The sequence below is a fragment of the Nostoc sp. DedQUE07 genome, assembly GCF_034530975.2.
In the GTDB taxonomy this organism is placed as follows: domain Bacteria; phylum Cyanobacteriota; class Cyanobacteriia; order Cyanobacteriales; family Nostocaceae; genus Nostoc.
Genome location: NZ_JAVRCC020000034.1, coordinates 33,005 through 54,580, shown reverse-complemented (window position 1 = coordinate 54,580; position 21,576 = coordinate 33,005). Strand labels below are relative to the sequence as shown.

General features: G+C 41.0%; 17 protein-coding genes. 12 read left to right on the top strand and 5 right to left on the bottom strand.

The annotated features are described in order from the left end of the window. Positions 1 to 151: 151 nt before the first annotated feature. The 6 genes from RMZ95_RS23160 (at position 152) to RMZ95_RS23135 (ending at position 4,661) form a co-directional block, all read left to right on the top strand. The gene (locus RMZ95_RS23160; protein ID WP_409883520.1) at positions 152 to 985 is read left to right on the top strand and encodes an Rpn family recombination-promoting nuclease/putative transposase; all 834 of its coding nucleotides are present in this window, start codon (positions 152 to 154) and stop codon (positions 983 to 985) included. A 702-nt stretch (positions 986 to 1,687) separates the two neighbouring features. After that, positions 1,688 to 2,107, top strand: coding sequence for a hypothetical protein (locus RMZ95_RS23155; RefSeq protein WP_322685148.1), 420 nt, complete (start codon positions 1,688 to 1,690; stop codon positions 2,105 to 2,107). 127 nt (positions 2,108 to 2,234) lie between these two features. Beyond that, complete coding sequence (locus RMZ95_RS23150) at positions 2,235 to 2,528, top strand: hypothetical protein (protein ID WP_322685147.1); 294 nt, start codon at positions 2,235 to 2,237, stop codon at positions 2,526 to 2,528. A gap of 17 nt (positions 2,529 to 2,545) precedes the next feature. Then, positions 2,546 to 3,052 (top strand): hypothetical protein, encoded by a 507-nt coding sequence (locus RMZ95_RS23145; protein ID WP_322685146.1) that lies wholly within the window; start codon positions 2,546 to 2,548, stop codon positions 3,050 to 3,052. Between the two features lie 201 nt (positions 3,053 to 3,253). Further along, entirely contained in the window at positions 3,254 to 3,478 is a 225-nt protein-coding gene (locus RMZ95_RS23140; RefSeq protein WP_322669896.1) for a hypothetical protein, read from the top strand. A 235-nt stretch (positions 3,479 to 3,713) separates the two neighbouring features. Further along, entirely contained in the window at positions 3,714 to 4,661 is a 948-nt protein-coding gene (locus tag RMZ95_RS23135; protein ID WP_322685145.1) for an aldo/keto reductase, read from the top strand. A 162-nt stretch (positions 4,662 to 4,823) separates the two neighbouring features. Here the strand turns inward: RMZ95_RS23135 and RMZ95_RS23130 are convergent, their stop codons facing one another. Next, entirely contained in the window at positions 4,824 to 6,353 is a 1,530-nt protein-coding gene (locus RMZ95_RS23130) for a DEAD/DEAH box helicase (protein WP_322669898.1), read from the bottom strand. 304 nt (positions 6,354 to 6,657) lie between these two features. After that, complete coding sequence (rimO, locus tag RMZ95_RS23125) at positions 6,658 to 7,977, bottom strand: 30S ribosomal protein S12 methylthiotransferase RimO (protein WP_322685144.1); 1,320 nt, start codon at positions 7,975 to 7,977, stop codon at positions 6,658 to 6,660. Between the two features lie 747 nt (positions 7,978 to 8,724). On the opposite strand from rimO, the gene btpA reads away from it, so the two are divergent. From btpA to RMZ95_RS23105, 4 genes are all read left to right on the top strand, one after another. Then, positions 8,725 to 9,573, top strand: coding sequence for a photosystem I biogenesis protein BtpA (gene btpA / locus RMZ95_RS23120; RefSeq protein ID WP_322670041.1), 849 nt, complete (start codon positions 8,725 to 8,727; stop codon positions 9,571 to 9,573). Positions 9,574 to 9,725: 152 nt separating this feature from the next. Next, entirely contained in the window at positions 9,726 to 10,709 is a 984-nt protein-coding gene (locus RMZ95_RS23115) for a vitamin K epoxide reductase family protein (RefSeq protein ID WP_322685143.1), read from the top strand. Between the two features lie 623 nt (positions 10,710 to 11,332). After that, positions 11,333 to 13,540, top strand: coding sequence for a CHASE2 domain-containing protein (locus RMZ95_RS23110; RefSeq protein WP_322669901.1), 2,208 nt, complete (start codon positions 11,333 to 11,335; stop codon positions 13,538 to 13,540). A gap of 771 nt (positions 13,541 to 14,311) precedes the next feature. Then, on the top strand, positions 14,312 to 14,518 hold the full coding sequence (locus tag RMZ95_RS23105) for a hypothetical protein (protein WP_322685142.1): 207 nt from the start codon (positions 14,312 to 14,314) through the stop codon (positions 14,516 to 14,518). Between the two features lie 143 nt (positions 14,519 to 14,661). Here RMZ95_RS23105 and nadB read toward each other — a convergent pair whose 3' ends face one another. The 3 genes from nadB to RMZ95_RS23090 form a co-directional block, all read right to left on the bottom strand. After that, positions 14,662 to 16,338, bottom strand: a complete 1,677-nt coding sequence (gene nadB / locus RMZ95_RS23100) for an L-aspartate oxidase (protein ID WP_322685141.1) — start codon at positions 16,336 to 16,338, stop codon at positions 14,662 to 14,664. Between the two features lie 149 nt (positions 16,339 to 16,487). Next, positions 16,488 to 16,916, bottom strand: a complete 429-nt coding sequence (gene psbU / locus RMZ95_RS23095) for a photosystem II complex extrinsic protein PsbU (protein ID WP_322669903.1) — start codon at positions 16,914 to 16,916, stop codon at positions 16,488 to 16,490. A 726-nt stretch (positions 16,917 to 17,642) separates the two neighbouring features. Continuing rightward, a complete protein-coding gene (locus RMZ95_RS23090; protein WP_322685140.1) occupies positions 17,643 to 18,422 on the bottom strand; it encodes a DUF3120 domain-containing protein in 780 nt (259 codons plus the stop codon). A 446-nt stretch (positions 18,423 to 18,868) separates the two neighbouring features. On the opposite strand from RMZ95_RS23090, the gene RMZ95_RS23085 reads away from it, so the two are divergent. Together RMZ95_RS23085 and RMZ95_RS23080 are read left to right on the top strand one after the other, a co-directional pair. Continuing rightward, on the top strand, positions 18,869 to 19,693 hold the full coding sequence (locus RMZ95_RS23085; protein ID WP_322685139.1) for an undecaprenyl-diphosphate phosphatase: 825 nt from the start codon (positions 18,869 to 18,871) through the stop codon (positions 19,691 to 19,693). Between the two features lie 246 nt (positions 19,694 to 19,939). Further along, positions 19,940 to 21,265: a TIGR03279 family radical SAM protein gene (locus RMZ95_RS23080; protein ID WP_322685151.1), complete on the top strand. Its 1,326-nt coding sequence runs from the start codon at positions 19,940 to 19,942 to the stop codon at positions 21,263 to 21,265. Positions 21,266 to 21,576 lie beyond the last annotated feature (311 nt).

Genomic DNA, 21,576 nt, shown 5'->3' with positions numbered 1-21,576 from the left:
AAAGTTGAAGTTGCGATTTGGCAAGCGATTATACACCTTGATTAGCGTAGGCTTCAGCCAAGTTACGATTAATTTTTAGGACTTGGTTGTAATGTGCGATGTCTACGACGGGCTACGCCTACGCATAACCAGAGAATTTTAGGATGAAATAGTGAAACGAGACTCAATTTACTATCAAATTTTTAAGCGCTTTCCTGGGTTACTCTTTGAACTGATTGATGTCCCTCCTCCTCAAGCACAAAACTATCGATTTGAATCACTTGAAGTCAAAGAAACGGCTTTCCGCATCGATGGTGTTTTTTTACCTCCAGAGGATGCAACATCCAGAGTTATCTTTTTTGCTGAAGTTCAATTCCAAAGAGATGAAGCTCTTTACCATCGGTTCTTTACCGAGTCGCTGATGTACCTGAACCGGAATCGTTTTCAGTATGATGACTGGTTCTGTGTGGTAATTTTTTCATCACGCTCTTTGGAACCAAGCGATCAAAAAACTCATCGAATATTTCTCAATAGCGACCAAGTGCAGCGAATCTATTTAGATGAGTTAGGCGCGACTAATCAGCAGCCAATAGGCATCAACTTGATGCAGTTGACTCTAGCATCGGATGAAGTGATGGCAGAGCAGGCAAAGCAATTGATTGAGCGGGTAAAATTAGAGGAAACGGACACACTGCCGCAAAACGAAATACTCAATATCATAACCACAATCGCCGTTTATAAGTTTTCGACCTTGAGTAGAGAGGAAGTTGAAGCTATGCTGGGATTGACTTTAGAGCAAACAAGGGTTTATCAGGAAGCGAAAGCTGAGGGTCGAGAAGAAGGTCGAGAAGAAGGTCGAGAAGAAGGTCGAGAAGAACGGGAAGCTGAAATGTTGAAACTTACTGTGCCTCTGCTACTAAAAACAGGGATGAGTGTGGAGCAGATTGCTCAACACCTCAATGTTGATATAGAAGCTGTCCAGCTTGCCGCACAGCAAAACACATAGAATGGACATTTCATGTCTATTGTTATATTTTTACAAAATGACAAGAGCTTGATTAAAATCCTCAATTGCCCTTTTATGGTTTCCAGAGCGATCGCCTCAAAGTAGCAAATCGTAAAAAAGCTTGAAAAATGACTAAAGTAAGAAACTTTAGCACTGTATTTCTTAGCTCGACTTTATCCATTTTTACGAAACCCAAAACCTGACACTGAAACCTTTGTGGGACGGTAGTTTTACTTTTTAGATTTAACCGATAATCAGTGACATGGAAAAAGTTTTTGCCAAAAAGCTAGGGTTTTTGCCGTATCAAAATAAGCAAGTTCTTAATTTTGGATAAAGTCGAGCTTAGAGGTTGTTTGAAAAGTCTTTGGCTGTGATTTTAGGCACTTGTTGATCCCCCCTAACCCCCCTTAAAAAGGGGGGAACCGGAATCAAAGTCCCCCTTTTTAAGGGGGATTTAGGGGGATCTAAAACTTTTGATACCGATAAGAGGACTTTTCAAACATCCTCTTATCAATTTTTGGCGTAGTTCAGCGATCTCAAAGGTTTTAAGAGCCTCTTATTCGTATTTTTATTGCGAAGTAAAGGTGTAGCTAATAGATGGGAAAATGTTTGAATCTAATCTAAACTTACAACTACCAATCTCTTAAGTTGGGTATTCTCGAAAATTCTCTAAAATCACCAACGGTATCAGAAACCTAAAAGATGGATAATACCCTTGAAAAACTAATCAAACAGCTTCATAGTAAACGTTTATCTGATCATGTAGCTAATGAAATTATTAAGCTTGGTAAACCTGCATTTGATTATCTATTAGTAAAAATAGATGAACCAAACCTCACTGAATATCAAGTTATAAATTTACTGCGTATTTCATATCAAATGAAATATCATAATATTACACAATTCGCTAATAAACTTTTATCAATTACTCAAGATAAAAGAATTGATGTGCGCTCAACAGCATCATTTTTGGCAATTTGTTTATTTCGGATAAAAAAAGAATTTCCTGAGTTAAATATTCCCTTGCAACGAGAAGCTCTAGCACAATTTCTTCACAAATCTTTAGCGATGGAACTACATCAACCGATTGGACAACAAGTAGAAAGTTTTTTTCAAGATTAAATTTAATTTAAGAGCTAATTCACTTACTTAAGCTAATAGCATTTTAAATTTACATTTACTTAAATCTACACACCATCAGTAATCATTAATTTACTGAAGCATAATCTATAGCCCTATAAGGTTCTATATGCTTGAATTTAATATCCAGCCGCAGGCTGGCGGATGGTTTATCTTCCCTGAAAGCGCTGGTTGCGAGATATATCAACCGCTTGACTATCGCTCAAAAATAATTGAGGGACAGGACGTATGCCAAATTAAAGTTTGTGGCTGCGAAGTATCGTTTTCATACGAAATGCATGGCATTCATGTTGTTTTCGAGTCAGGTATCATAACAAAACAAACAGCTTTTGCAATTGTGACATCAATCAGCGATCGTTTAGCAACCATCACAGGACAGCCAACTGTTGTTTATGATAGTTGATGGAATAAGTTTTTAATATGGAAAATTTTGATCGCTTTGAAATACGAATCAATCGCTCATTCCCTCCCTGGACGCTAGGTAAGGGGCTTTGTGTGGCTGAGATTTATATCAATAATCAACCGCTCATAGAAGTAGTGCGTCTAATTGAAAAACCATTTGTTCAAGCGGAGATTAAGGAACGGCGTGCTGCGGGGGAAGATATTGATGAGTTAGCCTTTCCAGCAGGAGACTATTTGTATTTACCACCTTCGATGATTTTACTTCCTTCACGCAATTTGCTTGGCGAACCTTGGGATCATGGGTTTAGCTTGGAATCAAATAATTTGCAAGCTGGCAAAGCAATTGTTTTAGGTTGTACCTGTGGGGTGATTGAGTGCTGGTTTATTCAGGTTCGCATCACACTTAATGAATCAACTGTTGAGTGGGCTGATCTTCATCAATTTCATCGTGACTGGCAATATAATCTAGGGCCATTCAAGTTTGACCGTAAGCAATATGTATCTGAATTATACAGACACAGCTAATAAGGCGATGAATCAGACAATGATGATACGCTATAAAAATAAAAAATCTTTAACTTAAAGAGACGCAATCAAGGCACATAAAAATATCAATGTAAAAATGTGGTTTTAACTACGCTATTCAATTGAATTAGTAAGATAAACTTGCCGTGTATATGTCATCAAAGTACTTAGCTTCATCTAGTAACCAAAAAGGCATAAGCAATGAGCAAAGAAGTAGTCAAAGTAATATTATGGGAAGAAAATCAAAAAGATTTTCTAAAAAAGTTTTATGACCTCCAATTTACTCCCAGAGTAGGAGAGGAAGTTTACCTAAAAAAGGAGAAATGGAAAGTAACTAGAGTTGAGCATGATGTAGAAATTAGTGAGATTAATGTCTACATGGAATTAATCAAAAAAGCCAAGCAGGATAAATCATCTAATTCTTAAATACAAGTAAATACACTCAACTATTATAAAAGGGAGGTTATTAGCCTCCCTCTATTCTGAGAATAGATATATTGTCAAGTGTAATTTGTAAATCTTGATGCAAACTGCGATGCCTACGAGGGGCTACGCCTACGCACAACAAGAATTGCGGCAAATGATGACGATCGCACCCAATCTTGCCTGTAACGATACACTATAAAAGTAAAGAAATGTAAATAAATTAAATTTTGCAACTGTGGAAAACATCACATTGGGGCAAAATGGCCCAGTTGTTACACCCTTGTGCATAGGCACTTGGGCTTGGGGTGATAAACTATTTTGGAATTATGGCAGTGCCTACGGCCCAGAACAGTTACAAGAAGCATTTACAGCAGCCTTAGAAGCTGGTATTACCTTCTTTGACACTGCCGAAATCTACGGAATGGGACTATCAGAGAAATTTTTGGGGCAATTTCTGCAACAGACACAACAACCTGTACAAATCGCTACAAAATTTGGCCCACTACCGTGGCGATTTACAGCCCAATCCGTCTCTGATGCTTTAACAGCCAGTCTCAAACGCCTACAACTTGAACGAATCGCCCTGTATCAAGTGCATTGGCCTTTTGCCTTCTTTTTAAGCCAAGAAACTTTGATGAATGCCCTAGCAGATGAAGTGAAGCGAGGCAGAATTGCCGCAGTCGGTGTGAGTAATTACTCAGCAGAGCAAATGCGAGACGCGCATCAAATATTGGCAACCCGTGGAGTACCTTTGGCTGTCAATCAAGTGCGCTATTCTTTACTCACTCGCCAAGTTGAAAGCAAAGGTATTATCGCAACTGCCCGTGAGTTGGGTGTGACTATCTTGGCTTACAGTCCTTTGGCTCAAGGATTACTCACAGGGAAGTATAGTATTGATAGTACCGAAACCCCCACTGGTGCAAGGAAAATAGACCCACGATTTAAGAAAGAAGGTCTGCAAAAAATTGCCCCAGTCATATCTTTGCTACGCAATTTCGGAGAAAAATACAATCGCACTCCTGCCCAAGTTGCTCTCAACTGGTTAATTGCTCAGGGAAACGTTATTCCCATTGCTGGGGTGAAGACAGCCGAACAGGTACGTCAGAATGCTGGTGCTTTGGGCTGGAAATTGAACGAGGATGAAATTAGAGAGTTAGAACAAGTTAGTCGTCCTTGGCTGTAGTATTTTTAACCCTCTAAAAAAGCCAAAAAGTCAAGAGTATAAAGTCAAAATCTTAACTCTTGACTCTTAACTCTCAACTCTTAACTTTGCCGAATTTTAGATTTTGATTTTGGATTAAAGGAAAAGTCTAAAATCCAAAATTGATTAACTTCTAACTCTTGACTAAGAAGCTGATTCCCTAGCTGTAGGTGAACCTATCTTTTTACTAGGAGATGCAGAAGAATCCTGTCCACTTGTCCGCAGTTTGGGCTTGGGAGAAGAATGTCTTTCTTCACCATTGTTGCTATCTGATTTCCACGCAGCACGGGGGCGATCGCTAGAAGATTCGCGACGTTTACCGAGTCTTGGTTTGGGAGTTGAGCTTTCCTCTTGAGGAATTTCTACGTCTGAACTCAACCAAGCGGGACGAGTTTGATCGTAAGCGATTTGCAGTGCAGCTGCGGCGATCGCTTGAGCATCATATTCTTCAATTAGTTCGCTAACAATTGGCAAGAATGAAGCCAAACGCTCACCCATCAAAGCTTCTCGCACCTGTTCTTGCAATTTCAGAATGTGTCTTGCTTCAATCTGGGCGCGTGTGGGAATCGACAGCAATTGCCAACTTTGGCGATTATGACGTTCAAATGTTTGCTGCTTGCGCCGCTCAAATGGTTGTACTAAAGAAATTGCTGTTCCTTCTTTACCAGCACGACCAGTACGACCAATGCGATGAACGTAGGTTTCTACGCTATCGGGTAAGTCGTAGTTGATCACATGGGAAAGTTGATCGACATCTAATCCTCGCGCTGCGATATCAGTTGCTACCACCCAGCGCACTTGACGGTTACGGAATCGGCTTAATAATCGTTCTCGTGCTTGCTGAGACAAGTCACCGTGGTATTCATCGACACTGTGACCAGCTGCTTGTAACTGACTGGTGAGTTCTGCGGCTGTGCGTCTGGTGCGGACAAAGATTAAAGCTGTTTCTGGATCTTCCATTTCCAGAATCGGCTGTAAAGCTTTGGCTTTTGTCCAATGACGAGGGATCAAGTAAGCTACTTGATTGATTTTGTTGGGAGCGGCTTTTGGCTGTTCAACGGTGACTGTCGCCGGCGATCGCAAGAACTTGTTCACCAACATCCGAATCGATGGTGGCATTGTTGCCGAGAATAAAGCTGTTTGGCGTTCTACGGGTGCTTGAGAGAGGATTTTGATTACATCGTCGATAAAGCCCATGCTCAACATTTCATCAGCTTCATCCAATACAAACCACTTGACTTGATCGAGCTTTAAACAGCCGCGATCGAGCAAATCGATCACGCGTCCGGGAGTACCCACGACCATGTGAACGCCACGTTTGAGTTGTAACATTTGACGGTCGATTGATTGACCACCGTAGATTGCTAACACCCGCAATCCTTCATTACCGATGAACTGCGCGATCGCATCGTGAACTTGCATCGCTAATTCACGAGTTGGTGTTAAAACTATGGCTTGCACGGCTCTTTGATTAATATCTAGCCGTTCTAAAATTGGCAGTGAAAATGCTGCCGTTTTACCTGTTCCAGTTTGAGATTGACCTACCACATCACGACCGGCTAGCAATTGGGGAATTGCTTGCACTTGAATGTTGGTTGGTTCGGTAAAACCAATTTTTTCTAGTTGTTCGACACGTTCTTGGGAAATGCCTAATTCTTGAAATGAAAGAGTCATTAATTCGTCCTAAATTTTATGTAAGGATTTTTGGATTAGTCATTTAGTCAGTAGAGACGCGATTAATCGCGTCTGTACAATGGTCATTAGTCATTAGTCATTAGTCATTAAGTTATTGGCTAGTTAGTTAGCCAAGGGCGATAGCAAAGCCTCAACTTTTGGAGAAGCTATGCCCACGAGTGAGTCCCCGAATTTCAGGTAAACCCTCATTAAAACTGCCATTAATGCAGCGTCGATATTGGGATAAGGGTAAATCTGTAAGGGTCATTTAACAAAAGACAAAGGACAAAAGACAAAAGACAATTTAGTTATTGACTACTTGACCATAGAGGTCGTATGTATCAGCGTGGTGAATCGCTATTGGCACGATGGTTCCTAACTTTGCCTGGCCTTTGACATACACCAGACCATCAACCTCTGGGGAAAATCTACCTGAACGACCTATTAGTTCACCACTTTCAGGATTTTCTTGCTCAATCAGGACATCGACTATTTTGCCTACTTCCTGTTGATTTTTCTTTTGAGAAATCGGTTGCTGGAGTTCCATCAGTTGGTATCGGCGATCATCCATCACCTCTTGGGACAACTGATTTGGCAACTTATAAGCTGGAGTTCCTTCCTCAGAGGAAAAGGTGAAGACACCAACATGATCGAATTCATGCCGCTGGACGAACTCTAGTAGATGCTCAAAATGCTCGCTTGTTTCTCCTGGGAAACCAACAATAAATGTTGTCCGCAGTACGGCTGTTGGTAGCGCCGTTTTGATGCGATCTATAATCCCATCATTTACGCGCCCTTGCCAAGGGCGGTTCATGGCGCGGAGAATCTCTGGATGAGAATGCTGCAAGGGCAAATCCAGATAAGGCAGGACGTTGGGTGTTTCTTGGATGGCCGCTATCACATTTGGGGTCAGTCCCGTGGGGTAAGCGTAGTGCATTCTGATCCACGGTATATCTACTTTCCCCAAAGCGCGAAGTAATTCGGCTAATTTTGGCTGACCGTAAATATCTAGACCATAATTAGTAGTGATTTGGGAAATTAAAATAATTTCCTTTACCCCTTGACTAACTAATTGCTCCGCTTCGGCGACGATAGATTCAATAGTACGCGATCGCTGGTTTCCTCGAAGATGAGGAATTATACAAAATGCACAACGATAATCACATCCTTCCGCAACTCGGAGGTAAGCTACGCCCTCCGTTGTCGTGCGATAGCGAGGTGTAGTTTCGTCGGCGATGTAGGTTGGCTCAATACTAACCTGTTTGACCCGCTCGCCAAGTTCAACACGCTCAATTACATTTACAATTTTGTGATAATCGCCTGTACCCACAACGGCTACTGCTTCAGGCAACTCCTCCAAAAGTTGTTCTTGGAAGTGTTGCGCCATACAGCCAGTAATTACGATCTTTTTGTTTGCCTCTGCCAGTTCTACCAAAGTTCTGACAGATTCTTGCCGGGCCGCTTCAATAAAACTACAAGTATTAACAATAACGTAATCTGCTAATTCTTCATTTGTATCTACACCGTAGCCTGCTTCTACGAGCATTCCCAACATGTGTTCTGTATCAATTCGATTTTTCTCGCAGCCCAGGTGAGAAATGGCAATTGTTGGCTTGTCACCCATATTTTGAAAATATCTTCATTTTTTTCTTGTAGTCAACATTCTGGCGCTAATTTTGCTTGTTTGGGATCGCTATCCTTCTAATAACAGTACGACAACAGATTCTCACTGTCAGCAACTGTCCATAGACTTATGACCCTATCAAATAATAAAAATAGAGGTCATGTTATGATACTTTTATCAATCTGTTCCCCAGGGTAAATTGAAGTGTCTTTGGGTACATTTGACACTTGTAATCTTTTTTAACAATTTGCCTATTGATATTTTACATTACCACAGCGTGTGCGTTGTTAACCTACCCATCGGGAAGCCGCCCAAAGGGCTTGTTGTGAGAAGTCGCTACCCTCAGAGAAATCGACTACGCCTATAAAGCAGTAATGCTACCCTGGCGATTGGCAAGTCCTACGACTGTGCGCGGACAAGACGCCTAAACCACGGAAAGCTGCCTTGCGTCTAGTGAGTGGCAAACTCCTCTTGTAGCCAGGTTTTATCTTAACATATCTTATGGGAGGTTTCACGCCAATTTCCATCTGAGGAAAGAGGCAATAAACCGACTATCATAAAACACATTTGACTAGTTAATGAAAAGTCATGAGTCAAGGGTCAAGAAAAGCCAGTCACGTGTGGGGTTTTCCCCGTTGAAGAGCCACCCTTATATAGAGGTTCCCAACCTTCAGGGGAGTGGTGTTGAACTGGCATTCAATAGTCAAAAAAATCTGGACTCTGGACTGTGCGAGGCGGATTAAAGACGTGGACTTATATCAGATATTTAAAACTCGCTCACCAATTATTGGCGTGGTTCACTTGCTACCACTGCCTACCTCACCCCGTTGGGGAGGTAGCCTAAAAGCGGTCATTGACCGTGCCGAACAAGAAGCCGCAGCCTTAGCAAGTGGAGGGGTTGACGGTCTGATTGTCGAGAATTTTTTCGACGCGCCGTTTACCAAAAACCAAGTCGATCCAGTAGTTGTGAGTGCCATGACCATTGTGGTGCAGCGGATACAAAATTTGGTAACTTTGCCTATAGGCTTAAATGTTTTGCGAAATGACGCCAAAAGTGCAATAGCGATCGCTAGCTGCGTACAGGCGCAATTTATCCGCGTCAACGTCCTCACAGGGGTGATGGCAACCGACCAGGGATTAATTGAGGGAGAAGCCCATCAACTACTCCGCTATCGACGGGAGTTGGGCTGTGATGTTAAAATCCTGGCCGATGTGTTGGTGAAACACGCCCGTCCTTTGAGTTCTCCAAATCTCACAGTCGCCGTGAAAGACACCATTGAAAGGGGTTTAGCAGACGGAGTGATTTTATCTGGTTGGGCTACAGGTAGTCCTCCTAATTTAGAAGATTTGGAACTAGCTTGTGGTGCAGCAAATGGCACGCCAGTGTTCATCGGCAGTGGGGCTAATTGGGAAAATATTGATACATTGATGCAAGCAGCAGATGGTGTAATAGTTTCCAGTTCCCTAAAACGTCATGGACGCATAGAGCAACCAATTGACCCAATTCGCGTCAGTCAATTTGTGGAAGTTGCCCGTCGCAATTGGAACTCCAAAGGTGAAAGCAAATCAGCAGAACAAGTGAAGTTACATTCTTAATTGGGGCATGGGGCATGGGGAATGGGGCATGGGAAGAAATAATTAATACTCAATTGCCCAATGCCCAATGCCCAATGACAGCAGTTGCTCCACTTGAGGAGACCCCAAGTGGAGCAACTGCCTCCCCAATGCCCATTAACCAATAACAATTTATGATTCGCCGCCGTTCTACTCCTTGGATTCATAAATGGTCACGTCCATTGATTGCCGCGATCGCTGGATGTGGTGCCCTGATAACAGGTTATCTCACTATAGAAAAGTTAACCGGAGGCAGTGCCGCTTGTGTGGCACAGGCTGGCGCTAAGGGCTGTAATGATGTGCTTTCCAGTCCTTGGGCAACGGTTTTTGGACAGCCATTAGCTTTGTTTGGGTTTTTGGCATACACCAGTATGGTGATATTGGCTTTGGCTCCCTTGGTATTCAACTCAGGGGAAAACAATAACCGCAAACAATTGGAAAATTGGACGTGGTGGCTGCTGCTGGTAGGTGCGATCGCTATGTCTGTCTTTAGCGGCTACTTAATGTATGTGCTGACATCTCAAATCAAAGCGATTTGTCTTTACTGTATCGGTTCAGCTTTGTTCTCTGTAAGTCTTTTGGTACTAACGATTATCGGTCGGACTTGGGAGGATATTGGACAAATCTTGTTTACCGCCCTGATTGTCGGGATGGTAACGCTGATTGGTACTTTAGGCGTCTATGCTGGCGTGAATCAATCAGGTGTGACACCTGCCACTCCTGGACAACCCACTAAAATTACCTTTACTCCCAAAGAAAACCCCAACCCAGCGTTCGGTTGGGAAGTTACCACTACTTCTGGTGAGGCAGAAATAGCCTTAGCAAGCCATCTGGCAAAGGTAGGTGCAAAGGAATACAGTGCTTATTGGTGTCCTCACTGTCACGAACAAAAGCTACTTTTTGGTAAAGAAGCTGAGGAAATAATCAATAATGGCATTAAGGTAGAGTGCGCCCCCGATGGACTCAAAGCTCAACCAGAAGTATGTAAAGCTGCAAAAATTGAAGGTTTCCCCACTTGGATCGTTAATGGTAAAAGCTATAGCGGAGTCCAAAACTTAGAGGAACTAGCGAAAGTTTCTGGTTACACAGGGCCTCAGAACTTCAAGTATTTTAAGTAAAGTACCTACACTGAATATTCAGTAGTTCACACCCCATAGTCAACTGGATGAATACAGTAAAATCTGTTTCCAGTTGGCTTTTTTGTTTTTGGTAACAGATAATAGGTCTCATCCAATGCCCAATTACTAATTTTATTTCGGCTTTGATCTGCAAATACTTAAGCTCAAGGAAATTAGCTAAGTACATTTACTTTAAAAATTGTATATTTTAATTTCTTTTTATAACACTTGAGAGCCACCTTGGGATGTAATCATGTCAGGCTCGAACCGAGAGCTGTTTCTGTTAGAAGTTAACGTAATTCTCAGTAAAATACCTAATCGATCGCAAATGTGAGTTTAATTAAGTAGGCTCTACTAGAGAAGGCTTTGAGAGTTAAATTTACTGAATTCACTTCCAACAATATTGATTAATCTGTGCTGAGAGCCACAATCACAGTTGCCTTTTAGTCAGACAATTAGCCTCAATATATGGTAATACATCACAAATATCACGATGTCTTAAAGAACCTTGCTGAGTTAAAAAAATTTTTAGAAACTCTATTTAGCTCTTACTTGAGCTATGTTAGTCCGATAGTTAATAGCTATAGGAAATAGAGAATATTTCTGCCTACTAGGTAATGGCAATGAATCAGCAGCTAGGCAAGCGTTTTGTGAAGTTAACCTTTGGACTGAAACAATCGCTTAGTCGAGGACACAGAGAATTGATTACTGCGGCCAGCGTTGCAGTCTGCGTCCTGCTTTTGCACTCCTTTGGATTATTGCAATCTTTGGAGTTAGCGGCTTTGGATCAATTTTTTCGCTTACGTCCAAATGAACCACCAGAAGACCGGATTACGATCGTAGTAATTGATGAAACCTATATAAACGAAGTAGGTTCGTGGCCGATTTCAGATGCGAAGATTGTCCAGTTGTTGCAAAAATTAAATGTCCACAAACCCCGTGCGATTGGCTTAGATATCTACAGAAATTTGCCAGTAGAGCCTGGTAATCAAGAATTGCGTAATGTTTATCAGTCAATGCCCAACTTAATTGGTATTGAACTACTGTCAAAAAACAAAAACTTTAGTGTTCCGCCTCCAGTGGGACTGAATCAAAATCAAGTGGGCTTTAATAACGTGCTGTACGATCTTGATGGTAAAGTGCGTCGCAGTTTGTTGTATTGGCACGTTAAAAATGAAGTACACGAAAGTTTTGCCCTGAAGTTGGCTTTATTGTATTTAAAGTCAAAGGGAATTACTCCCACCAAAGCAAAAAGCAACCCTGAGTATTTGCAATTGGGTAAGGCAGCATTTACTCGTTTTGAGGCTAATGATGGTGCTTATGTGGGAGCTGATGATAAAGGCTATCAAATTTTGAGCAATTTTCCCAAACCTAAATGTCAAAGTTCGTCTGGAGAATTTTGTAGTTTTCGCCAAGTATCGATGAGAGATGTACTGGCAGATAAAGTCAAAGCAAACTTAATCAAAGATCGGATTATACTTGTTGGTTCAACTGCGCCCAGTCTCCAAGATTCTGTATTTATTCCTTACTCCAGCAGTGTAATGGGTATAGCAAAGCCTGAGCCTCTACCTGGTATTCAATTGCAGGCTTATTTTATTAGTCAGTTAATCTCTGCTGCTGTTGATGGAAGACCATTACTGAAAGTCTGGCCTGACTTGGTGGAATACTTGTGGATTTTTGTTTGGTCTTATCTGGGAGCCGTGACGATATGGCAGATACGACACGCAACTAGGAGTCTCTTCTGTATCCTAATTTGTTGCTTTGTATTGACCCTGAGTGCATACCTTGCTTTCTTCTTATATGGTTGGTGGATACCACTCATTCCCTCATTGGTTTGCTTTGGCACTTCAGCTATTTGGATGACTAGTCATATTGCTCACATGCAGGGAGAGTGGAAACGTTCCAAGGAATTTTTGCATCACGTTATCAACACGATCCCCGATCCAATTTTTGTGAAAAATGAACAACATCAGTGGATTGTTTTAAATGAGGCGTATTGTCGATTTATCGGTTATCCAAATAAGTTTTTGATTGAAAAGTCAGACTATGACTTTTTCCCAAAACATGAAGCTGATGTATTTCGACAACAAGACGATCTTGTTTTTCGGACTCAGCAACCCCAAGAACATGAAGAAGAATTTACAAATGCCGATGGCCAGACTCATCTAATTGCCACTAAGCGATCGCTCCACAAAGACTCAGCCGGCAATTTCTTTTTAGTTGGTGTCATCCGAGATATTACTCAGCGCAAGCTGATGGAAGAACAGCTGAAGCGTACTGCTGCTGAACTATCCCGCTCTAACAATGAATTAAAACTCAAAGAAGACCACTTACGTTATTTAGCATATCACGACCCCCTCACTGGTTTATCTAATCGCGAATTTTTTGCCGAACAACTTTACGAGTCCTTACATTGGGCACAACACAATAACTTGTTGTTGGGACTGCTGTTTATCGATCTAGATGGCTTTAAGCAAGTCAATGATACTTTAGGACACGAGACGGGCGATCGCTTGCTAATGACTATTGCTGGAAGACTCAGCAACTCTTTACGCGCTAGTGATACAGTTTCTCGTTTGGGTGGCGATGAATTTACTGTGATTTTACGGGCAATACCTAATGTCCAAATAGCTGCTAAAGTCGCTGAAAAAATTTTAAGCAGTATTACCAAGCCAATTGTTTTGGATGGCTATACAATCCGAGTCTCTGCCAGTATTGGCATTAGTGTTTATCCATACAACAGTCAAGACAGTGAAACTTTGATGAAACAAGCTGATACAGCAATGTACCGTGCCAAGCGCCTTGGTAAAAATCGCTACGAGTTTGCTTAATTAATTAAGAGTCAAGCCTCCAGCTTTTTTCACTAAAGTTACAATTTTTACATTCAAATTAAGAATTTAGACCAGAGACAGGTCTAAGGCACTGTCTCGAAAAAATATAACATCTATCTTGCGAGGTAAATTTTTCGTCAAATCTAGACCTGCCAAGGCTTTTTGGCTTGAGCGCTAAACCTCATAATTTAAGTCAAAAAATAATTAGCGAACAAAAATAATTTTCAAAATAAATTTAATGTAATTTAATTTACAAATATTTTTATACTTGTACTTATTCGCTTATTATGCAAGACAAAATTTTAAAATCCTTTTATTACTATAGATATGTTGTTTTATCTTTACATATCTTTACTCATTAAATCTATAAACTATACAATTGGATAAGTATTATTTCATGTTTTTTTGAACTCATGATTTATGCAACATAGTGTTTATACTTAAAAGTATTAAGATATTATTAATAAATAATGAAGTACTCAAAAAGCTGGCAGTAAATCATTGACATATCTAACTTGAGACTGATGTAAAAATCGCCTATTTGAAATACCACTTAAGTATGAAAACTATTTAATATCGGCAAATTAAGGTTAATCGACAAGGGAATACCACAATGATTTGTACAGTACCAGCAATAATTTCATAAAGTTAAAATACTTTTTTGAAAAAGTACAGTAAATATACGGTAGTAACTAAAAAATACGTTTTGAAATAAAAAAATTAGTAAATTTACTGAAATATATGAAGAGTAACTTCCGAATCACAAAGTTTATGATATTCTGCATAGGTGCTTATTTACTGATCCCAAAAATTGCCGATTGCACAGGTATATTCAGTACTGCAAGTGCTAATTCTTTTGGCCCTACTAGCAGTAATACCTTAATCGCCCGCAAGGTCAATTCTCAAAATTTACAAGACATATACATTCCACCAAATTATGGTGGTCCCGACAGTCATAATGGTAGCGGCACTCGCTGATGGCAATTTTGAATTTTAGATTCTGGTGAGCAACGCGATGAATTAACTACCGTCTTGGACACCACATCTTTGTACTTAACAGCTGATTCCAAGATGTTGTACTTAGGGTTGCGAAAACCATCAGGCTATTTAAGGTAGTTTATTCAAGACAATAGTGGAGATTTCCACCAATGATTTGTTTGTATAAGTGTGTGAACTTGCCAATTTGAGTCTGGTTGAGGATAATCTAAACGGAAGTGTCCGCCTCGGCTTTCGGTTCTAAAAGCAGCACTTTTGAGAATTAAATCAGCTACATCTATTAAATTGCGGGTTTCTGCCCAAAGTCCCAATTGCCGTTCAACATCTGGTAGGTCAAAACTAGCGGGTTCTGCTGGACGTAAAGCAAGCAAGAATTGAGTTAAAGGCAAGGCGGCAAAATCTTGCTGCCAAGATTCAATAGTCGCGATCGCACTTTCCAGCCTTGATTGCTCCCGACAAATACCAGCACTTTCCCACACTAGACGCGGTAACTTCTCCCTGAGTGCTTCTAGCTGTGCTTGTTGGATGTGCCACTCACTAGGATCGGCATTAAATTTCCGTAACGGCAGCACTGGTATTTCTGAGGATAGCCCAATATTTTCTAACTTAATATCAGCCATCTGGGCCCCAAACACAATACATTCTAACAGGGAATTACTGGCAAGGCGATTTGCTCCATGTACTCCAGTACTAGCGGTTTCACCCACTGCATACAAACCAGAGATATTTGTGCGATTCATCAGATCCGCAACAATTCCACCCATCCAGTAATGGGCAGCTGGCGCTACAGGAATTGGTTCGTGGAAGACATCAACTCCCCAATGCTGACAAACTTTGATGATATTGGGAAAGCGCTGACGAATTTTGTCAGCGGGGATGGGGCGCATATCTAACCACACATGAGCAGTAGCCAAATCAAGGGCAGTACGTTGTAAATGGCTGAAAATTGCTCTACTGACCACATCTCTAGGCGCAAGTTCACCCGCAGGGTGATAGTCAAAAGCAAAACGCCGCCCTTCATTATCGATGAGATGTGCCCCTTCACCGCGTACAGCTTCGCTGATCAAGAAGCGATCGGCACCAGGTTTAGTGAGAGCAGTCGGGTGAAATTGGACAAATTCTAAATCGCGGAGGATAGCCCCAGCACGAGCTGCGATCGCTACCCCATCACCGGTACTCACTGCCGGGTTAGTGGTTTGGGCAAATACCTGACCGCCGCCACCGGTTGCTAGTACCACAGCACCAGCTCTTATCCAGGTGATTTTACCTTGATAAAACAGGCTAATTCCCTGACAGCAACCAGTTTCGGGTTCAATCCACAAACTCAAAGCCAAAGCTTGCTGAATGACTTGAATATTTTGGCGACGTAATACTTGAGCGGTGAGGGTAGTAGTAACTTCTCTGCCTGTAGTGTCAGCAGCGTGGAGAACACGGCGGCGAGAATGGGCGGCTTCCAAAGTTAAAGCTAAGGCTTGACCATGACGGTCAAAAGCTACCCCCAAGTTAACTAGGGATTGAATGCAGCTAGGGGCATGTTCGGCGAGAAATTCAACAGCGGTGCGATCGCATAAACCTGCACCCGCCTGGATCGTATCTTCAATGTGCAGCGTGGGAGAATCTTCTGGCGCGATCGCTGCGGCAATGCCACCTTGTGCCCAATCACTAGCGGATAAAGCAACGGTTTCTTTGGTAATCAAACCGACTCGCAAGGATTCTGGCAGACATAGCGCTGTGTATAGTCCAGCGGCACCAGCGCCGACTACTAAGACATCAAATTGGCTGGGAATATCTATCTGAGACAAGGTAATGTGTAGGGGGAAGTGAGGAGTTAGAAGTTAGGAGTTAGGAGTTTTGAATTTTTAACTCAAAACTCCTAACTCCTAACTCATATCATCTCCCACTCCCTAGAATCAGGAGTGGGCTGCTATTTGCTACATTAACTGCAATTCAGTTATCTGTAGATACCGTTGTTAAAGCGATCGTCTCCTTCATTGAAGGCAGGCTCTAGGTCTGTCACGGTGAATTTATCGAGGTTGGCTTGCAGGGTTTGTTTTTGGCGATCGCTCAATCCTGGAAGATCCAATACATCCTCTACCTTTTGGTAGGGAGCATTGGTGATGATTTTCTTAGCCAAGGTAGGATAAAGCCCTGGAAACTGTTGAAAAGCTCGGACGTTGGTATTATTCAAATCAATTTTTTTACCAAATTCCGTTCTTAGTTTAGCGTCTGCCCGATTCTGCCGCTCAATTGCCAGAACTGGGACTTGGGGAAAAGCAAAACTGTTGAAACTAGCAGCTTGGGCTATCTGAGTTGTTCCCAACCATCCCCAGCAACTAAGTAACAAGCTAAACACTGTTAATAAACGCGCCAATCCTTTCACGATTTTTCTACCTCTTTCCATCAAACAGCAATAAAAGTTTTAAGCTAACAACAGTTATTAGTCATTAGTCATTAGTCATTGGTCATTGGTCATTGGTCATTGGTCATTGGTCATTTGTAAAGGACAACTGACAAGGGACAAAGGACAACTGACAACTGACAAAGGACGAAGGACAAAGGACAAAGGACAAAAGCTGATAGCTTAGTCAACACAGCAGTCATCAGAAACTAATATACAGCGTATTAATATCCACAATATTTACCGTTACTGGGTTTGACTATACTTTTGCCAAAAATTTTCATCGTGGAAAGAGTGCCTGTATGGCTGCAATAGCGTTACATCGACGATTCCAGCAGCATTCTCTGCTTGACGAAATCTTTTCGGGGTGGCTGATTCTACCTTTCAAGCAGACACAAAACTGCACGATTTCTAAGATCGAAAACCTTGCCAAAAAAGACTTGATGCCGATCGATTTTTATGTAATATTTCTTAACTAATTAATCATCTACAGCATCATTTTTGATGTGCCGTAGATTGGGCTGGGAAAAGTTTCAGTAAGAGAAGCCCACACGCTCATTGCAACATCAACATATAATAGGACTCGTATTTGATTTTTGAAAAAAACTCAGTACACTTTTATTCCTTCTTCCCTGTTCCCTGTTCCCTCCCTACGCAAATAATTTCTCCGAATCAAAATGGATTCCTATATAGTGTCTCCTACCTTCTTCACGCTGCGATCGCAGCTAACAAAAATAGGCTGTCTACCAAAATTGTGCTTAAAACTGCGCCACCAAAGGCATACCAGTGTCTTTGATTTCGACCTAAAGCTGAAATTCCTACTGTTAATAGCACTACGGCGAGAATTATCGCCCAAGTTTGTCCCCAAGGTGCTTGTACTTGTATGAGAGCATTTTGTAAGATTTGCGGTACTACATCTGCATCTACTCTCATAATTTGCCGCCAATAGGGCATCAAATCTACTATATAAAAATATATATCTGTTAAAACTGTACCGAGTAAAGAACCTAAATAAAACCAGTTACCTACCTTGCCCCAATTCTTTGCCAGACACCAGCAAGCAAACGGTAAACCGATAAATTCCACAGGCAGATGCCATAAAGGTTCCCAACGTAACCAACCCCAGTAAATCGCTCCTGCTAACCAACTCCAGCTAAACCCCAAGAGCAAATCGCCCCAGACGTAAGTTGCAGGACGTGACATTAATACAAAACTGAGCCATACCCAAAATCCTGTCAGCGCTAAACTCAGACTTGGTAGCGATCGCACTATTGGCGCTTCTATAAATACTGGCACTGTTACCAAAAACACCGCTGCTGCAAACACTAACCAAGTTTGTCGGGTAGAAGGAGATAAGGGTAAAGAGGAAGAAAGGGAAAGTGTAGATTCCAATTGTCTGATACCGTTTTGCGCAGTATCAGCTAAATCCAACTCAGTATCAATAGAAGGGGTAGAAACGCTGTAGGAAGACAGTGTATTATTAATCAAAGTTTTTAATATTTGTTACTAAACTTTATTTTACTTAAGATATCACATTTTCAAATCCCCCCCTGGGGCATTGTAATTATACTAAAATTTCCACAAGCGCTGGTGCAAACCAAACAAAACATTCTGCGCCAGACGAATCCATTAAAGTTCCACTGATACAGAACTCCTTTGTAGTTCCTTATAAATAAGGGATTACACAGAGGTGAAAAGTCAGCTGCTATGAGTCTGCTAAATATTAAAATTTGATGAATTTTTCAAATTGCGTTGACTTATTGAGGCGGGTGTAAGAACATAGTCAGCGTCTTCGATGATGTTTTCGATCGGTCAAATTGAGTTTTCTACAAGATTGGGTGCAATAGAGAGTATATAAAGCAACATCATCAGCTAAACTCAGCCAAACAATGTTCATCACGATCTCTATCACACGAAAAAGGTATTAATTGTATATGGAGTTTATTCAAGCTTTTATTTTAGGTATTGTTCAAGGTATTACAGAGTTTTTACCAATCAGTAGTACTGCACATCTTATAATTTTTACCAAGGTATTTGGTTGGAAAGAACTAGGTTCTAAAGATTTTGTTGATGCGATTCAATTCGGCAGCGTTATCGCAATTGTGGGGTATTTTTGGTCGCTGATTTCTAGTATTGTCAAAGGTGGAATCGAAGCACTAAAAGCCAAAGACTGGCAACGCGAAGAATGGAAGATTCTTGTCGGTATTGTCGTCGGAACACTGCCGGCTTTAATTTTCGGCTTCCTTTTGAAAGATATTTTACCTGAGAGTGCATTAATTATTGGCATCATGTCAATTATTATGGCACTTTTACTAGCTCTAGCAGAAAAAATTGGCACTCGTAAGCGCGGTTTTGAGTCATTGCAGATTCAGGATGGTATTTTGGTTGGATTGGGACAAACACTTGCCTTGATTCCGGGCGTTTCTCGTTCTGGTTCGACGTTGACAACTGCCTTATTTTTAGGATTAGAACGTGCTACAGCAGCAAAATTCTCATTTTTGTTAGGGTTTCCAACTCTTACAATTGCGACGCTGTACAAAAGCTTGAAAATATTCAAGTTGTTTCAAGCTCACCAGTTGCCAGATAACATTGTTGCACTGTTAATTTTAGGAATTATTTCAACGTTTATTTTTTCCTACCTATCAATTGCATTTTTGATCAAATACTTAGCAACCAAAAACACTTTGATATTCGTATGGTATAGATTAGCATTCGGTAGTGCAATCTTACTAGCGATCGCAGCTGGTTGGAAAGGATAATATTCATTAGTCATTAGTCATTAGTCATTTGTCATTTGTCCTTTGTCCAAAGCAAATGACTAGAGCGATCGCTCGGTTGTATGTAATACAATCTAACCTCACTTCCATTCCTCTCTCCTAAAAGGAGAGAGGCTTTAAATTTTACTCCCCAACGCGACTAGGGAAGAGGCTGAGGTTAAGTCTGTATTAAACTCAACTAAGAAACGCTATAATGCCCAATGCCCTATGCCCAATGCCCCATTCCCCATGACTACCATTCATCCTGCTCGAATTACCAAAGTTCTTCCAGACTCAATAGCCGCAGAGATTGGTTTTGAAGTTGGGGATGCGATCGTTGCAATCAATGGTACACATCCCCGCGATTTAATTGATTATCAGTTTTTGTGTGCTGATGAAATTTTAGAATTAGAAGTTTTAGACGCTACTGGTAAAACTCATAGCTTGGAAATCGAAAAAGATTACGACCAAGACTTGGGACTAGAATTTGAAACTGCCCTATTTGATGGCTTAATTCAGTGTAATAACCGTTGTCCTTTTTGCTTTATCGACCAACAACCACCAGGTAAGCGCACCAGCTTGTACTTTAAAGACGACGATTACCGCTTAAGCTTTTTGTACGGCTCTTATCTTACCCTGACCAATTTACCAGAAAGAGAATGGCAGCGGATTGAACAAATGCGCTTATCTCCGTTGTATGTTTCTGTTCATGCCACGGAGCCGGAAGTTAGAATTAGACTCTTGAAAAATCCCCGTGCAGGACAAATCTTGCAACAACTCAAGTGGTTTCAAAAAAGACGGCTACAAGTTCATGCTCAAGTAGTTGTTTGTCCTGGTATAAATGATGGCGAACATCTAGAGCAAACCTTAAAAGACTTAGCATCCTTTCATACTGGTGAAGTGCCTACGGTGGCATCGGTGGCAGTTGTGCCAGTCGGATTGACAAGGTTTCGGCCTCCAGAAGACGAACTTACACCCGTAACCAAAGAAAAAGCGAAAGAAGTGATTTCTCAAGTGCGAATACTCTCGCAACAATTTCGTCAAAAGTTTTCCTCTAACGTCGCTTGGTTAGCTGATGAGTGGTTTTTGATTGCAGGTGAAGAATTACCGAGCGAATCTGAATATGAAGAGTATCCCCAAATTGATAATGGTGTTGGTTCAATTCAGTTGTTTATCAAGCAATTTGCAGCCGCGGCAACAGAATTACTACCGCTAAAAGTTTATCCTCAGAGAAAATTAACTTGGGTAGTAGGCAACGCAGTAGAAAATGCCTTTGAACCTATCTTGAAACGGTTAAATTCTGTTGAAGGATTAAAAGTAAATATGCGTGCTTTATGTAGTGATTATTGGGGACAGAGTATCACTGTCACGGGATTACTAACGGGTCATGATTTGCTGTTGAACTTACAAGGACAAGATTTGGGAGACGGAATTTTACTACCAAATGTAATGCTCAAACATGGTGAATTGGTATTTTTAGATGATATGAGTATTGAAGAATTAGCCTGCAAACTTGAGACAAAAATTTTACCAGTAGGAGGAGTTGAAGATTTAATCAATACTTGTATTCTTTAAGCTGTTTTTGTTAGTCCTTTAGTTTTATAGTAGTTTCCAGGTGGATGAAGTACATAGCAAAATTTCACCCCCGATACCTATTTTTGTCAAGAAAATGCTTTGGGGGTGTGGTTATCTGTTATAAACGTTTTTTGAATCAGTATAATTTTAAGCTTTTCAACTCAAAGCAATTTTTTTGTATCCAAAGATTTTAATGTTAAATACAAAATTGATAAGCTTTACATTTAATAAATTTTGGTGATTGCAATTGCGACTGTTGAAATTATTATCTTATTTTATCTAAAAATTTCTGGAAAAATTCGTGAAAAATT

Coding starts and splice junctions, on each gene's coding strand:
- RMZ95_RS23150 (WP_322685147.1), top strand. CDS start 2,235: ATGCTTGAATTTAATATCCAGCCGCAGGCTGGCGGATGGTTTATCTTC.
- RMZ95_RS23080 (WP_322685151.1), top strand. CDS start 19,940: ATGACTACCATTCATCCTGCTCGAATTACCAAAGTTCTTCCAGACTCA.
- RMZ95_RS23105 (WP_322685142.1), top strand. CDS start 14,312: ATGATATTCTGCATAGGTGCTTATTTACTGATCCCAAAAATTGCCGAT.
- RMZ95_RS23110 (WP_322669901.1), top strand. CDS start 11,333: ATGAATCAGCAGCTAGGCAAGCGTTTTGTGAAGTTAACCTTTGGACTG.
- RMZ95_RS23085 (WP_322685139.1), top strand. CDS start 18,869: ATGGAGTTTATTCAAGCTTTTATTTTAGGTATTGTTCAAGGTATTACA.
- RMZ95_RS23115 (WP_322685143.1), top strand. CDS start 9,726: ATGATTCGCCGCCGTTCTACTCCTTGGATTCATAAATGGTCACGTCCA.
- RMZ95_RS23155 (WP_322685148.1), top strand. CDS start 1,688: ATGGATAATACCCTTGAAAAACTAATCAAACAGCTTCATAGTAAACGT.
- RMZ95_RS23140 (WP_322669896.1), top strand. CDS start 3,254: ATGAGCAAAGAAGTAGTCAAAGTAATATTATGGGAAGAAAATCAAAAA.
- rimO (WP_322685144.1), bottom strand. CDS start 7,977: ATGGGTGACAAGCCAACAATTGCCATTTCTCACCTGGGCTGCGAGAAA.
- RMZ95_RS23145 (WP_322685146.1), top strand. CDS start 2,546: ATGGAAAATTTTGATCGCTTTGAAATACGAATCAATCGCTCATTCCCT.
- RMZ95_RS23130 (WP_322669898.1), bottom strand. CDS start 6,353: ATGACTCTTTCATTTCAAGAATTAGGCATTTCCCAAGAACGTGTCGAA.